The sequence below is a fragment of the Rhodanobacter sp. UC4451_H18 genome (genome assembly GCF_052978225.1).
Genome location: NZ_CM129663.1, coordinates 300,735 through 313,693, shown reverse-complemented (window position 1 = coordinate 313,693; position 12,959 = coordinate 300,735). Strand labels below are relative to the sequence as shown.

Sequence of the window (12,959 nt, the reverse complement as noted above, 5' to 3'; positions counted from 1 at the left end):
CGCTCGCGGGCGATGCTTCTGGCCGGGATTGAAAAAAACAGAAGCATCGCCCGCAAGCGGGCTCCTATGGCACGTGCCGAGTCATGCACATCCGCTTCCACGACGCGATCGCCGAACTGCCTGCCGCGGCGTGGGACGATTTGCGCGGCGGGGCGAATCCGTTCGTGTCGCACGCGTTCCTGCATGCGCTGGAAGACACCGGCTGCATCCGTCCCGACTGGGGCTGGCAGGCACACCACCTGGGCCTGTACGACCACGATCGCCTGGTGGCCGCCGCGCCGCTGTACCTGAAAGGCAACTCGCACGGCGAGTTCGTGTTCGACTGGAGCTGGGCCAGCGCGTGGGAGCGCGCCGGCGGCGAGTACTACCCGAAGCTGCTCTGCGGCGTGCCCTACTCGCCGGTGCCCGGCCCGCGCCTGCTGGCTGACACGCCCGCGCTGCGGCAGGCGCTGGTCGAGGCGATGCGCACCGAGGCGAAGCGGCTGGGGCTGTCCTCGGTGCACGCGAACTTCCTGCTGGCCACGGAGGCGCCGGCCTTCGGCGACGACTGGCTGGCCCGCTCGGACGTGCAGTTCCACTGGCACAACCGCGACTACCGCCACTTCCCGGATTTCCTCGCCGCGCTGACGCACAAGAAGCGCAAGAACATCCTGCGCGAACGCACCCAGGTCGCCGCCAGCGGGTTGGCGGTCGAATGGCGCAGCGGCGACACGCTCGACGAGCACGAGTGGAATCGCGTGCACGCGCTGTACGAAGCCACCTTCGACGACAAGGGCAACCACGCGGTGCTGACCGTCGCCTTCTTCCGGCAGCTCGGCGAACTCGGTCCGCTGGCACAGCTCGCGCTGGCCCGCGCGGGCGGCGAGATCGTGGCGATGGCGTTGTTCGTGCAGGGCGACGGCGTGCTCTACGGTCGTTACTGGGGCAGCATGGTCGACGTGCCCGGGCTGCATTTCGAACTCTGCTATTACCGCGGCATCGAGTACGCCATTGCGCAGCGGCTGCACCGCTTCGAGCCCGGGGCGCAGGGCGAGCACAAGCTGGCACGCGGCTTCCTGCCCGCGCGCACGCAGTCGCGCCACTGGCTCGCCCACCCGGGCTTCCGCGCGGCGGTGGCCAGCGCGCTGGCGCGCGAGGCACCGGCGGTGGATGCCTACGCGGAAGAATTGCGGCAACACAGCCCGTACGCGCAGCACGACGAGGCTGCGCCATGATCCGCCTGCCCCTGCTCGATGCCGACGCGCCGGAGCGCTTTCCCGATCCCTCCCGCGCACTGGCCGAACCGAACGGCCTGCTTGCCTTCGGCGGCGACCTGTCGCCAGGCCGGCTGCTGGCCGCCTACCGGCAAGGCATCTTCCCCTGGTTCGGCGATGGCGAACCGATCCTGTGGTGGTCGCCGGACCCGCGCTGCGTGTTTCGCACCGACGCGTTGCGGCCGAACCGCAGCCTGCGTCGCCAGCTCGCCGGCAAGCGCTGGCGGGTGACGATCGACCGGGCGTTCGAGGCGGTGATCCGCGGTTGCGCGGCGCCGCGCGACAACAGCTCGGGCAGCTGGATCGTACCGGCCATGATCGACGCCTACCTCCACCTGCACCAGCTCGGTTACGCGCACAGCGTGGAGACCTGGGACGGCGAGCGCCTGGTCGGCGGCGTCTACGGCCTGTCTGTCGGCAAGCTGTTTTGCGGCGAGTCGATGTTCAGCGCCGAGAGCGGTGGTTCGCGGGTGGCACTGATCGCGCTGGCGCGGCTGCTGCACGAACAGGGCTGCCCGCTGCTCGATGCGCAGGTAGCCAACGCCCACACGCTGAGCCTGGGTGCGTTCGAGATGGCGCGCGCAGACTACCTGGCGCAGGCCGGCGTGCTGGCCGCGCAACCTGGGCGGGTCGGCAGCTGGACCGATCTCGGCCCGCGGCTGTGGCAGCCCGGCACGACTTTCAGCTAGCGCGCGTGGCGTACTTGCGCGCCACGTAGTCGTCGAGGATGTCGACGAACTCGTTGGCGATGTTGTCGCCGCGCAGCGTCATCGCCTTCTCGCCGTCGATGAACACCGGCGCGGCCGGCGCCTCGCCGTTGCCCGGCAACGAGATGCCGATGTTGGCGTGCTTGGATTCGCCCGGCCCGTTGACGATGCAGCCCATCACCGCCAGGGTGAGGTTCTCCACGCCGTCGTATTTCACCCGCCACAGCGGCATCTGCTCGCGCACGTGTTCCTGCACGGTCTTGGCCAGTTCCTGGAAGAACTCGCTGGTGGTGCGCCCGCAACCCGGGCAGGCGGTGACCAGCGGCGTGAACGAGCGCAGACCCATCGTCTGCAACAGCTCCTGCGCCACGATCACCTCGCCGGTGCGCGAGGCACCGGGTTCGGGCGTGAGCGAGATGCGGATGGTGTCGCCGATGCCCTCCTGCAGCAGCACCGCCAGCGCAGCGGCCGAGGCGGTGATGCCCTTCGAACCCATGCCGGCCTCGGTCAGGCCCAGATGCAGCGCGTAGTCGCCGCGCGCGGCGATGTCGCGGTACACGGCGATCAGCTCCTGCACGCCGGAAACCTTGCATGAAAGGATGATGCGCTCGCGCGGCAGGCCGAGCTCCTCGGCACGCGCGGCCGAATCCAGGGCGGAACGGATCAACGCCTCGCGCGCCACGTGCGCGGCATCCCACGGCTCGGCGCGCCGCGCGTTCTCGTCCATCAGCGCGGCCACCATGGACTGGTCCAGCGAACCCCAGTTGGCGCCGATGCGCACCGGCTTGCCGTAGCGCAGCGCCTTCTCGATGATCGAGGCGAACTGGCTTTCGTGCTTCTTGCCGAAACCGACGTTGCCGGGGTTGATGCGGTACTTCGCCAGCACCTCGGCGCAGGCCGGTTCGCGCTCCAGCAACTGGTGGCCGTTGTAGTGGAAGTCGCCGATGATGGGCACGTCCACGCCCATCATCGCCAGCCGCTCGGCGATGCGCGGCACCGCGGCCGCGGCGGCCGGCGTGTTCACCGTGATGCGCACCAGCTCGGAGCCGGCGCGGGCCAGCTCGGCGATCTGTTTCGCGGTGCTGGCCGGGTCCTCGGTGTCGGTATTGGTCATCGACTGCACCACGATCGGGGCGCCGCCGCCTACCTTGACCTTGCCGACCTGCACGCCCACGCTGGCGCGGCGCGGCGCGGGCGCCGCCGGACGGGGTTGTTGCGAAACGATCTCACTCATGGATTCAACCGGAATGTCTGGTCGCGGCAGGCCGCGACTGAAGATGCCAAGGATACTCGCCCGACCGGTAGCGCCGGCCTCCACCGCGATGACGTGGACGGAATGCCGCAGTTGCTTGATCGAGGTCAGCACTTCGCCGCATGCTTGCCGCCAAAATGCCCCGCTGTCCAGCCGGAAACTCCGATGCCGAACACCGAATACTACAACGACAAGGTCGTCCGCCAGTTCCTGCTCGCGGCCGCCGTATGGGGCATCATCGGCATGTCCGTCGGCGTCTATGCCGCCGCCGAACTGATGTGGCCGGTGCTCAATTTCAACGTGCCGTGGCTGACCTTCAGCCGCATCCGGCCCGACCACACCTTCGGCGTGATCTTCGCGTTCGGCGGCTCGGCGCTGATGGGCACCTGCTATTACGTGGTGCAGCGCACCGGCCACGCGCGGCTGGCTTTCAGGAAGCTCGCCGCATTCACCTTCTGGGGCTGGCAACTGGTCTGCGTGCTGGCGATGACCACGATGCCGCTGGGGCTGACCCAGAGCAAGGAATACGCCGAGCCGGAATGGTTCATCGACATCCTGATCGCGGTGGTCTGGGTGAGCTTCGGCGTGGTGTTCTTCGGCTCGCTGGCGCGCCGGCGGATCAAGCACATCTACGTGGCGAACTGGTACTACGGCGCCTTCATCATCGCGGTGGGCCTGCTGCACATCGTCAACAACCTGGCCATCCCGGTCTCGCTGACCAAGTCGTACTCGATCTACTCCGGCGTGGTCGATGCGATGGTGCAGTGGTGGTACGGCCACAACGCGGTGGCGTTCTTCCTCACCGCCGGCTTCCTCGGCATGATGTATTACTTCGTGCCGCGGCAGGCCAAGCAGCCGCTGTGGAGCTACCGCTTCTCGATCGTCAATTTCTGGGCGCTGATCTCGGTCTACATGTGGGCCGGCGCGCACCACCTGATGTATACCGCCCTGCCCGACTGGGTGCAGTCGGTGGGCATGGCGTTCTCGCTGGTGCTGCTGATGCCGAGCCTGGGCTCGGCGGCGAACGGCCTGCTCACCTTCAACGGCGTGTGGCATCGCCTTCGCACCGATCCGGCGGCCAAGTTCATGGTGCTGTCGCTGGTGTTCTACGGCGCCTCCACCTTCGAAGGCTCGATGATGGCGATCAAGACGGTGAACTCGCTGTCGCACTACACCGACTGGACCATCGCCCACGTGCACTCCGGCTCGCTGGGCTGGGTTGCGATGATCACCATCGGTTCGCTCTACGCGATGGCGCCGCGTGCGCTGGGCCGGCCGGAGATGCACTCGCGCCAGGGCATGGAGCTGCACTTCTGGCTGCACATCATCGGCACCCTGCTGTACGTGGGCTCGATGTGGACGGCCGGCGTCACCGAGGGCCTGATGTGGCGCGCCACCAACCCGGACGGCGCGCTGACCTACGGCTTCCTCGACAGCCTGCTCGCGATCAAGCCGATGTACCTGATCCGCTGGGCCGGCGGCGTGTTCATCCTGTCCGGCATGTGGGTGATGGCGTGGAACCTGTGGCACACCGCCGCCGATGCCCGCGCGCGCCTGATCAAGCCGATCCCGGTGCCGATTCCCGAGCCGGCGCCCCACCAGGTGCCCGCTCCCCTGCCGGCAAGTGCCGGCTGAGGAAGAGATCAACATGGCCTACAAACATTTCGAAGCGATCGAGAAGCACGCCGGCCTGCTCGGCATCGGCATCGCGATCATGGTCTCGCTGGGCGGACTGGCGGAGATCACCCCGCTGTTCATGGAGGCGCACTCGGTGAAGGCGCCGCCGGGCGTGCATCCGTACGAGCCGTTGCGCCTGATCGGCAAGGACGTCTACGTGCGCGAAGGCTGCTACCTGTGCCACTCGCAGATGATCCGCGCGCTGCGTTTCGAGACCGAGCGCTACGGCCACTTCTCCACCGCGGCCGAGTCGGTCTACGACCGTCCGTTCCAGTGGGGCTCCAAGCGCACCGGCCCGGACCTGGCGCGCGTGGGCGGCAAGTATTCCGATGCATGGCAGCGCCTGCACCTGATGGACCCGCGCCAGGTGGTGCCGCAGTCGAACATGCCCGGCTATCCGTGGCTGGCGCACAACACGATCAGTGCCGAGGACGTGCAGGCACGCATGCGCACGCTGCGCAAGCTGGGCGACCCGTATACCGACGCGCAGATCGCCGCCGCGCCCGAGGCCGTCAAGGGCAAGACCGAGATGGACGCGCTGATCGCCTACCTGCAGGGCCTGGGCATCGCCAATGAGCCGGCCCCGTCGGCAGCCAAGCCGGCGACCACCGACGGCGTCGCGGGAGCCACGCCATGACGCCGATGAGCCCGGTCTGGGGCCACGTTGCAGGGGTATTCATCATCCTGATGCTGGTGACCTTCATCGGTATCTGGATCTGGGCCTGGCGCAAGCGCCACCAGGCCACGTTCGACCGCATGGCACGCCTGCCGCTCGAACAAGACGAACAATCCGACAGCGATGTCGATGCCAAGGAGGATCGCCCATGAGCACCGGCTGGTCGTTGTGGGTCATGTTCCTGGTGGTGCTCAACCTGGGCATCACCTTCGGGCTGTTCCTGTGGGCGCCGCGGGCCAAGATCCCGACCCGCCCCGATGGCACCACCGGACACGTGTGGGCGCACGGCACCATCCTGGAAGGCCTCAAGAACCTGCCCACGTGGTGGATCGTGTTCTCCGGCTCGATGTTCGCCGCGGCGTTCATCTACCTGTTCCTGTTCCCCGGCTTCGGCAACCACAAGGGTGCGCTGGGTTGGACCTCGCACGGCCAGCTGGCGCGTGAAGTGGCTGCCAACGAGGCCAGGCTGGACCCGCTGCTGGACCGCTTCCGCCTGTACACGGTGGAGCAGCTGGCCGGCGACCCGCAGGCGCAGCAGATGGGCAAGGTGCTGTTCGAGGACAACTGCGCCGCCTGCCACCAGCGCAGCGGCAAGGGCAACATCCTGGTCGGCGCACCCAACCTCACCGACGGCGACTGGCTGTACGGCGGCACCGGCAAGGACATCACCACCTCGATCCACGACGGTCGCAGCGGCGTGATGCCGCCATGGGCGAGCCTGGGCGCGGACAACGTGAAAAACCTCGCCCAGTACGTGCTGAGCCTGTCCGGCGCCCCGCACGACGCGGCCAAGGCGGCAGCCGCCAAGCCGTTGTTCTCCACCTGCGCCGCCTGCCACGGCGCCGAGGGCAAGGGCAACCCGGCGCTGGGTGCGCCGAACCTCACCGACCACGTCTGGCTGTACGGCGGCACCCCGGCCGATATCGAGCAGACCATCGGCAACGGTCGCCAGGGCCACATGCCGTCGTGGAGCACGCGGCTGAGCGAAGACCAGATCCACGTCATCGCCGCCTACGTCTACCACCTGTCGCACCCGGTCGATGAAGACCAGCCATGACATCGGCGTCCGCACGGCATCGGCCTGGTATCGCCAGCCGGTGCTGTGGCTCGGAGCATTCATCTTCGCCGCCTCGCTGGCCGGCTGCGCATGGCTCATCGTGGTCAGCGTCCGCTACGCCGACACGCCGCTGACCACCAGCTCGCACGCGGTATTCGGGGTGCCGGTCGCCTCGCACAGCGCGCCACCGCCATCCACCGCCCCTCCCCCGCGCAAACCATGAACAGCGCGGCGACATGGGCCGATCCCCGGCTCGCCGCCCAGGTGCTGCGCGAGCGACGCGACGGCTTGAGCGAGATCGCCCTGCGCGTCGAGGCGCTGGACGATCCCCGCCGGCTGCTCTGGCTGGAGCAGCGCATCAACGCGCTTGCCGGCGTGCGCCGGGTCAGCGTCGACCGCGCCGCGCGGCGCATGCGGGTGGTCTGGGACACCCGGCGCACCACCCTGCCTACCCTGCTGGAGAACTTCGCCGCCGCCGGCTGTCAGGCGCGCCCGCTGCGCCTGGACGAAGTGGAAGACGTCCGCGCCGCCGAGATGCACGATGCGCTGAAGCGCATGCTGGTGGCCGGCATGTGCGCGATGCAGGTGATGAGCTACGCCTTGGTGATCTACCTCGGCGTGGTCGACTTCGTCGATTTCAGCACGCGCAACCTGTTCCGCTGGCTTGGCCTGCTGACCACCATCCCGCTGGTGGCCTATTCGGCGCAGTCGTTCTTCCGCGGCGCCGCAGAGGAACTGCGCGGCCGCCGCCTCGGCATCAACCTGCCGGTGGCGCTGGCGATCGCGCTGGTGTTTGCGGCCAGCGTGATCAACACGCTGCGCGGCAGCGGCGAGGTGTATTTCGATTCGGTCAGCATGTTCGTGTTCCTGCTCCTGGTCGGGCGCTACATCGAACTGCGCTCGCGCCATCGCGGCGACGCCGGCGGCGATGCCTTGCTGGATGCCACGCCGCTGCTGGCGCAGCGCCGCCGTGCCGATGGCGAACTGGAAACCGTGCCCGCGATGACCCTCGCCAGCGGCGACTGCGTGCACATCGACGACGGGGGCACCGTGCCGGCCGATGGCGTGCTGGAAAGCGCCGTGGTCGAGGTGGACGAAGCGCTGCTCTCCGGCGAATCGCGCCCGCAACGGCGCCAGCGCGGCGAGCGTCTGGTGGCCGGCAGCGTGCTGCTGACCGGGCCGGCGCAGCTGCGCGTGGAACATGGCGGCGCGCAGACCAGCGTGGCGCGGCTCGGCGCGCTGGCCGCGCGCGCGCGCCAGGCCCGCACGCGAATCGCCGGCAGCGATCGCGAAGTCACCCGCTTCGTGCGCCGGGTGCTGGTGCTTACCGTGGTGACCGCGCTGGGCTGGCTGCTGGTCGACCCCTCACGCGCGTTCGACGCGGCCATCGCCGTGCTGGTGGTGGCTTGCCCCTGCGCCTTCGCGCTGACCGTGCCGGTGACGCTGACCCGGGCGCTGGGCCGGCTTGCCCGCCGCCACGTGCTGGTCACCGACGGCAGCGCCCTGCTCGCACTTGCCGGCGTCGACCGTGCCCTGTTCGACAAGACCGGCACACTCTCCACGCCGCACCTGGATGACGAGGCGGTCGAACCGCTGCGCGGCGACAGCCGCGAGCAGGTGTTGGCCTGGGCCCTGGCGCTGGCCCGCGCCAGCTCGCATCCGCTGGCCCGCGCGCTGAGCGCCGCGGCGCGCCCGCGCGGCGTCACACCGGCGGCACAGGACGTGCGCGTGCACCTGGCCGCAGGTATCGAAGGCCACGTCGGCGACCGCGCGCTGCGATTGGGCCGCGCCCGCTACGCGCTGGGCGACGCGCATTACGATCCGCGGCTGGCCAGCGCGGCCATGGTGCTGGCCGACCAGCACGGCGCGCTGGCCCGCTTCGGCTTCCAGGAACGCCCGCGCGAGGATGCCGCCGCCACGCTGGCACGGCTGCGCGAGGACGGCATCGACGTGTGCATGGCCAGCGGCGACAGCGCCGATCGCGTCGCCGCGCTGGCCACCCGGCTCGGCATCGACGACTGGCATGCGCGGCAGCTGCCGGCCGACAAGCTGGCCCTGCTGCAATCCCTGCAGGCCGACGGCCACCGCGTGCTCGCCGTCGGCGACGGCAGCAACGACGCCCCGCTGCTGGCGGCCGCCGACGTCTCCGCTGCGCTGTCCAGCGGCACCGACCTGGCCCAGGCCCAGGCCGACCTGCTGCTGCTCGACGGGCGCCTGCAAGGCCTGCTGCACGCGCACGCGATCGCCGTGCAGATGCAGCAGGTGATCGCGCAAAGCCGCCGCTGGGCGCTGGGCTACAACCTGTTCGCCGTGCCGTTCGCGGCGTTCGGCCTGGTGTCGCCGTGGCTGGCCGCCATCGGCATGTCGCTGAGCTCGCTGATGGTGGTGCTCAACGCCATGCGCGTCGGCCGCGCACACGCGCACGACGCCAACCCCGGACACGCCGACCGCACCGCCGAGGCGGCGGCATGAACGTCCTGCTGGTGCTGATCCCGGTCACCCTGGTGGTGATCGGCGTGGCCGTGGCGCTTTTTTTCTGGGCCGTGAACCACCAGCAATTCGACGACCTCGACAGCCCCGGCGTGCTGCCGCTGATGGACGATCAGCCCGCGCCGGCCGAAGAGCCCGAGGACCCGTCCACGCTGCCGTAGGAGCCCGCTCGCGGGCGATGCTCCTGGCTTTTGCATATCCCGAATCCCGGCACGAGAGCATCGCCCGCGAGCGGGCTCCTACCAGTGGCGGGGCGTCCGGGCGCAGGGCCGGCAGTGCCCGCCATCCCTGCGCGACAGCGACGACAAGAGCCGGGGGGCGGTGCCGCCCTACGATCGCCGGCGCAGCGCGGCTTGCAGCAGGCGTCGCTGCAGGCGATCGGGCAAGCCCTTCGGCGCATCGAGACCCATCCGGGCCAAGGCGGCGTCTTCACCTTCGACGGCATCGCCGGGATGGATTGCCGCGCGCAGCACTTGCCAGCGGCCGCGCCAGCGACTGCTGCGCGATTGCAGCCATTCCAGCGCCGGCAACAGGCGCTGTTCGACCTCGTCGAAATCGCTGCCGAAGGGGAACACCGGCAGTTGGCCCTTGCGCCGGAATGGCATCAGCGATTCGTGCAGTGCATCGGGCTGGTGCCGGCGCCAGGCATCGGGTATGGCGAAATCCGCCGCCAGCTTGCCGCGCGATTTCGCCTCCGCGCACAGCGCGTCCAGAAAGCGCGCATCGCAGATCGACAGCATCGCCTCGATGCATTCGCTGTCGCTCTTGCCGCGCAAGTCGGCGACCCCGTATTCGGTGACCACGATGTCGCGCAGGTGGCGCGGGATCGTGGTCTGGCCGTAGCTCCAGCGGATCGTGCTCTCGATGCCGCCGCGATGGCGGCGGGTGGCGCGCAGCAGCAGCACCGAGCGCGCGCCCGGCAGCTCGTGCGCCATCGCCACGAAGTTGTACTGGCCGCCGACGCCGCTGACCACCGCGCCGTCCTCCAGCGTATCGGACACCGCCGCACCGAGCAGGGTCGCCATCATGCAGGTGTTGAAGAAACGCGCGTCGCGTCGCTGCAGCGTGGCCAATGCCTGTTGGTCGCCGTACAGCTGGTTGACGTTGGACACCGCGCACATGTCGATCGCGTCCGGGTCGCTCGCCTCGGTGGCGGCCAGCCATTCGTACAGGTCGCGCGAACCGAGGAAGAATGCGCCGCGCAGGTAATGGCCGCCGGGCGTGCCCGGATTCAGCCGGCCGGACAGCGAGGCGCGCTCCAGCGCAAGGTTGTCCCAGCTGCGCCGCTTCAGGATGCCGCCGCGCTGCAGGTGCATGAAGCCGTCCATCACCATCTCGCTGGCACCGTACAAGCCGGTCCCCAATGGTGCAAGGCCACCGAGCGCGCCTGCCTGCGCATGGGTGCTGCCGGCCGGGTCCAGCGCCACCAGCATGCAGCGCCAGGCGGTGTTCTGCTGCTGGCGCAGCAGCAAGGCCTTGACCAGGGCGTCGGACAACGCGCCGATGCCGATCTGCAGGCAGCCACCGTCGCGCACCAGGCTGCTGGCGTGCAGGCCGATCGCATATTCGGCCAGGTCGATCGGCAACCGCGGCAGCGCGAACAGGCGCGGCGAGGATTCCGGCTGCAGCTCCACGTCGAAGTAATCCGCCGGCACCTCGGCATCACCGCCCAGCCACGGCAGGTCGGGATGCACCACCGCCACGCACAGCGGCCGGCGTGCGCCTGCCAGCTGCAACTGGCGCAGGAAATCCAGGGTCAGGTCGGGGTTGCACGAGAGGCTGTAGCGCACACCCTCGGCGGTTTCGCGGCGTGCGACCAGCTGCACCAGCAGGTTGATGTCCTGCAACGCCAGGTCGCGCGCCACATGGGTGTAGTTCTGGCTGATGTAGTTGCGCTGCGCACTGCCCGAATGCAGCAGCGCGCCACTCTGCAGGTAGAACTCGTGCACCACGACGTTTGGCGGCAAGGCATCGCGCGCCTCGTCCAGGGCGTACTGCGGGTCGACCGCGTCGGCGCCGAAATGGCGATCGAGGAACGGCTGCAGGAAGCGCCGCTGCAGCCCCGCCTTCGGCTGCGGCCGGGTCAGCGACAGCGCGGTGTACAGGCGCATCGAACGCGTCGGGTCGCCGGCGGTGAGTCGGTACAACGCGTTGAGCAGGCCGTGCGGCTTGCCCAGGCCCAGCGGCGCGGCGATGCGCAGATCCGGCCCCAGCGCATCGGCGAGGTCGTGGGCGCAAGCGTCGGTGTCGCTGTAGCGCGGCTTGGCGGGCATCCTCCGATCATGCCAGAAGCCGCCGCCACGGCGCATCGACATCCCCATCGCCTACACTCGATGCATGCCCGACCCCTTGTCGCCGTCGTCGTCCTCGTCCAGTCGCCTGCTGGCGCAGCAAGCGCTGAGCCGCGCTGCCGGGGCACCGTTGCTCAGCGGCAACGCGGTGGACCTGCTGATCGATGCGGCAGCCAACTATGCCGCGTGGCTGGAAGCGATCCGCGGCGCGCGCCAGCGGGTGCTGCTGGAAAACTACATGGTGCGCGACGACGTGGTGGGCCGCGAATTCCGCGATGCGCTGGTCGAGCGCGCGCAGGCCGGCGTGTTCGTGGCCGTAGTGGTCGACTGGGTCGGCTGCCTGGGCCAGTCGCGCAGCGGCTTCTGGGCACCGCTGCGCGCGGCCGGTGGCGAAGTGCGCGTGTACAACCCGCTGCAGCTGGGGCAGACCTTCGGCTGGCTGAGCCGCGACCACCGCAAGTCGCTGGTGGTCGATGGCGTGACCGGTTTCCTTTCCGGCGTGTGCATCAGCGCCAGATGGCTGGGCAACCCCGCGCGCGACGTGCCGCCGTGGCGCGATACCGGCGTCGCCTTGCGCGGCCCGGTGGTGACCGAGCTGGAAGCGGCATTCGCGCAAAGCTGGAGCGCCACCGGCACGCCGCTGCGCGAATTCCCGAGCGCGGTCGAGCCGACCACACCCGCCGGCGACGTCGCACTGCGCCTGATCGCCACCCAGCCCTCCACCGCCGGCATGTATCGGCTCGACCAGCTGATCGCCTCGCTGGCCACCCGCACGCTGTGGCTCACCGACGCCTATTTCGTGGGCATCGCACCCTACGTGCAGGCACTGGTGGCGGCCGCCCGCGATGGCGTCGACGTGCGCCTGCTGGTACCCGGCAGCAGTGACATCCCGGCCGTGGCCAACATGTCCCGCGCGGGCTACCGGCCACTGCTGAAAGCCGGCATCCGCGTGTTCGAATGGAACGGCTCGATGCTGCACGCCAAGACCGCGGTGGCCGACGGGCAATGGGCGCGGGTGGGCTCGTCCAACCTCAACCTAGCCAGCTGGCTGGGCAACCAGGAGCTGGACGTGGCGATCGAGGACGCCACGTTCGCCGGCAAGCTCGCCGCCCAGTACGAGCACGACCTGGAAAACGCCACCGAAATCGTGCTGGCGCCGCACCATCGCCGCGGCCATGCCGAGAAAGTACGCACCAGCCAGGCGCGACCGCGCGTGCGCCATGGCGGCGGCAGCTCCGGGCGTGCCGCGGCGGGTGCGTTGCGCCTGGCCAACAGCGTCGGTGCCGCGCTTGGCCATCGCCGCGTGCTCGGTGCGACCTCGGCCAGGCCGTTGTTCCTGGCCACCGCGGCGCTCCTGGTGCTGGGCGTGATCGCGGCACTGTGGCCGGCCTGGATCGGCTGGCCGGTCGCCGTGCTGTGCGCCTGGTTCGCGCTGAACCTGGGCATCCGCGGCTGGCGCCTGCGCCGCCGCCAGCGCACGGCGCGCGAAGCCGACGCCCGCGGGGCCGGCCACGACACATGAGACATTTGTTCTGATTCACCTCCCAAGCGGATGT

General features: G+C 69.7%; 12 protein-coding genes. 10 read left to right on the top strand and 2 right to left on the bottom strand.

All coding sequences use genetic code 11. The features are described from left to right. Positions 1-83: 83 nt before the first annotated feature. The gene (locus ACVCMG_RS01600; RefSeq protein ID WP_447114731.1) at positions 84-1,214 is read left to right on the top strand and encodes a GNAT family N-acetyltransferase; all 1,131 of its coding nucleotides are present in this window, start codon (positions 84-86) and stop codon (positions 1,212-1,214) included. Further along, positions 1,211-1,942: a leucyl/phenylalanyl-tRNA--protein transferase gene (gene aat / locus ACVCMG_RS01595; protein ID WP_447114730.1), complete on the top strand. Its 732-nt coding sequence runs from the start codon at positions 1,211-1,213 to the stop codon at positions 1,940-1,942. The genes ACVCMG_RS01600 and aat overlap by 4 nt, the downstream gene beginning before the upstream one ends. Here the strand turns inward: aat and ispG are convergent. Next, positions 1,935-3,194 (bottom strand): flavodoxin-dependent (E)-4-hydroxy-3-methylbut-2-enyl-diphosphate synthase, encoded by a 1,260-nt coding sequence (gene ispG / locus ACVCMG_RS01590; protein WP_395118738.1) that lies wholly within the window; start codon positions 3,192-3,194, stop codon positions 1,935-1,937. The genes aat and ispG overlap by 8 nt on opposite strands. Positions 3,195-3,377: 183 nt before the next feature. On the opposite strand from ispG, the gene ccoN reads away from it, so the two are divergent. The 7 genes from ccoN to ccoS are packed head-to-tail and all read left to right on the top strand — an operon-like array spanning position 3,378 to position 9,273. Further along, positions 3,378-4,847, top strand: coding sequence for a cytochrome-c oxidase, cbb3-type subunit I (ccoN, locus tag ACVCMG_RS01585; protein WP_395118740.1), 1,470 nt, complete (start codon positions 3,378-3,380; stop codon positions 4,845-4,847). Between the two features lie 13 nt (positions 4,848-4,860). Next, the gene (gene ccoO / locus ACVCMG_RS01580) at positions 4,861-5,526 is read left to right on the top strand and encodes a cytochrome-c oxidase, cbb3-type subunit II (protein WP_395118742.1); all 666 of its coding nucleotides are present in this window, start codon (positions 4,861-4,863) and stop codon (positions 5,524-5,526) included. Continuing rightward, positions 5,523-5,717 carry a cbb3-type cytochrome oxidase subunit 3 gene (locus tag ACVCMG_RS01575; protein ID WP_395118744.1) on the top strand — a complete coding sequence of 65 codons (195 nt, stop codon included), beginning with the start codon at positions 5,523-5,525 and terminating at the stop codon, positions 5,715-5,717. Before ccoO ends, ACVCMG_RS01575 begins: the two co-directional genes overlap by 4 nt. Continuing rightward, the gene (gene ccoP / locus ACVCMG_RS01570) at positions 5,714-6,622 is read left to right on the top strand and encodes a cytochrome-c oxidase, cbb3-type subunit III (protein ID WP_447106175.1); all 909 of its coding nucleotides are present in this window, start codon (positions 5,714-5,716) and stop codon (positions 6,620-6,622) included. Before ACVCMG_RS01575 ends, ccoP begins: the two co-directional genes overlap by 4 nt. Next, entirely contained in the window at positions 6,606-6,845 is a 240-nt protein-coding gene (locus ACVCMG_RS01565; protein ID WP_447106176.1) for a hypothetical protein, read from the top strand. The genes ccoP and ACVCMG_RS01565 overlap by 17 nt, the downstream gene beginning before the upstream one ends. Further along, positions 6,842-9,094 (top strand): heavy metal translocating P-type ATPase, encoded by a 2,253-nt coding sequence (locus ACVCMG_RS01560; RefSeq protein WP_447114729.1) that lies wholly within the window; start codon positions 6,842-6,844, stop codon positions 9,092-9,094. Before ACVCMG_RS01565 ends, ACVCMG_RS01560 begins: the two co-directional genes overlap by 4 nt. Further along, positions 9,091-9,273, top strand: a complete 183-nt coding sequence (gene ccoS / locus ACVCMG_RS01555; RefSeq protein ID WP_447106178.1) for a cbb3-type cytochrome oxidase assembly protein CcoS — start codon at positions 9,091-9,093, stop codon at positions 9,271-9,273. The genes ACVCMG_RS01560 and ccoS overlap by 4 nt, the downstream gene beginning before the upstream one ends. Positions 9,274-9,441: 168 nt before the next feature. On the opposite strand, the gene ACVCMG_RS01550 is transcribed toward ccoS, so the two are convergent. Continuing rightward, positions 9,442-11,385 (bottom strand): acetyl-CoA hydrolase/transferase C-terminal domain-containing protein, encoded by a 1,944-nt coding sequence (locus ACVCMG_RS01550; RefSeq protein WP_395118754.1) that lies wholly within the window; start codon positions 11,383-11,385, stop codon positions 9,442-9,444. A gap of 64 nt (positions 11,386-11,449) precedes the next feature. On the opposite strand from ACVCMG_RS01550, the gene ACVCMG_RS01545 reads away from it, so the two are divergent. Then, on the top strand, positions 11,450-12,925 hold the full coding sequence (locus ACVCMG_RS01545) for a phospholipase D-like domain-containing protein (RefSeq protein WP_447114728.1): 1,476 nt from the start codon (positions 11,450-11,452) through the stop codon (positions 12,923-12,925). The last annotated feature ends 34 nt before the right edge of the window (positions 12,926-12,959 follow it).

Excerpts from the sequence above, each read along its gene's own strand:
- ccoP (WP_447106175.1), top strand. The coding sequence starts at position 5,714 with ATGAGCACCGGCTGGTCGTTGTGGGTCATGTTCCTGGTGGTGCTCAAC.
- ACVCMG_RS01575 (WP_395118744.1), top strand. The coding sequence starts at position 5,523 with ATGACGCCGATGAGCCCGGTCTGGGGCCACGTTGCAGGGGTATTCATC.
- ccoS (WP_447106178.1), top strand. The coding sequence starts at position 9,091 with ATGAACGTCCTGCTGGTGCTGATCCCGGTCACCCTGGTGGTGATCGGC.
- ispG (WP_395118738.1), bottom strand. The coding sequence starts at position 3,194 with ATGAGTGAGATCGTTTCGCAACAACCCCGTCCGGCGGCGCCCGCGCCG.
- ACVCMG_RS01600 (WP_447114731.1), top strand. The coding sequence starts at position 84 with ATGCACATCCGCTTCCACGACGCGATCGCCGAACTGCCTGCCGCGGCG.
- ACVCMG_RS01560 (WP_447114729.1), top strand. The coding sequence starts at position 6,842 with ATGAACAGCGCGGCGACATGGGCCGATCCCCGGCTCGCCGCCCAGGTG.
- ccoN (WP_395118740.1), top strand. The coding sequence starts at position 3,378 with ATGCCGAACACCGAATACTACAACGACAAGGTCGTCCGCCAGTTCCTG.
- ACVCMG_RS01565 (WP_447106176.1), top strand. The coding sequence starts at position 6,606 with ATGAAGACCAGCCATGACATCGGCGTCCGCACGGCATCGGCCTGGTAT.
- aat (WP_447114730.1), top strand. The coding sequence starts at position 1,211 with ATGATCCGCCTGCCCCTGCTCGATGCCGACGCGCCGGAGCGCTTTCCC.
- ACVCMG_RS01550 (WP_395118754.1), bottom strand. The coding sequence starts at position 11,385 with ATGCCCGCCAAGCCGCGCTACAGCGACACCGACGCTTGCGCCCACGAC.
- ACVCMG_RS01545 (WP_447114728.1), top strand. The coding sequence starts at position 11,450 with ATGCCCGACCCCTTGTCGCCGTCGTCGTCCTCGTCCAGTCGCCTGCTG.
- ccoO (WP_395118742.1), top strand. The coding sequence starts at position 4,861 with ATGGCCTACAAACATTTCGAAGCGATCGAGAAGCACGCCGGCCTGCTC.